The sequence below is a fragment of the Pseudomonas sp. EA_65y_Pfl1_P113 genome (assembly GCF_963970525.1).
Classification (GTDB): Bacteria; Pseudomonadota; Gammaproteobacteria; order Pseudomonadales; family Pseudomonadaceae; genus Aquipseudomonas; species Aquipseudomonas tritici.
In genome coordinates this window covers 1-499 of sequence record NZ_CAXAQM010000413.1, presented here as the reverse complement: position 1 = coordinate 499, position 499 = coordinate 1, and the positions used below count along the sequence as shown (strand labels likewise).

Annotated in this window: 1 protein-coding gene; it reads left to right on the top strand. The window is 59.5% G+C overall.

The window, feature by feature from the left end:
- Positions 1–499, top strand: a 499-nt coding sequence (locus AACY52_RS30330; protein ID WP_339561383.1) for an AAA family ATPase, incomplete at both ends; no start/stop codon positions are given.

Here is a 499-nt window from a genome sequence, read left to right as displayed (position 1 = left end):
CGTCGGCAAGACCAGCCTGGGCAAGTCGATCGCCAAGGCCACGGGCCGCGAATTTATCCGCCAATCTTTAGGCGGTGTGCGCGATGAAGCAGAAATTCGGGGCCACCGCCGCACCTATATCGGCTCGCTGCCGGGCAAGATCGTTACCAATCTCAAAAAGGCTGGGACCAGCAACCCGCTGTTCCTGCTCGATGAAATCGACAAGCTCGGCCAGGATTTCCGCGGTGATCCGGCCTCGGCGCTGCTCGAAGTGCTCGATCCCGAGCAGAATGCGAAGTTCAACGATCACTATCTCGAAATCGACGTCGATCTTTCCGACGTGATGTTTGTGACGACCGCGAACACGCTCAACCTGCCGCAGCCGCTGCTCGACCGCATGGAGATCATCCGGCTCGAGGGCTATACCGAGGATGAGAAGGTGGAGATCGCCGAACGGCATCTGATCGCCAAGCAGATCGAGGCACATGGCCTGAAGGACGGCGAGTTCACGCTCACCACC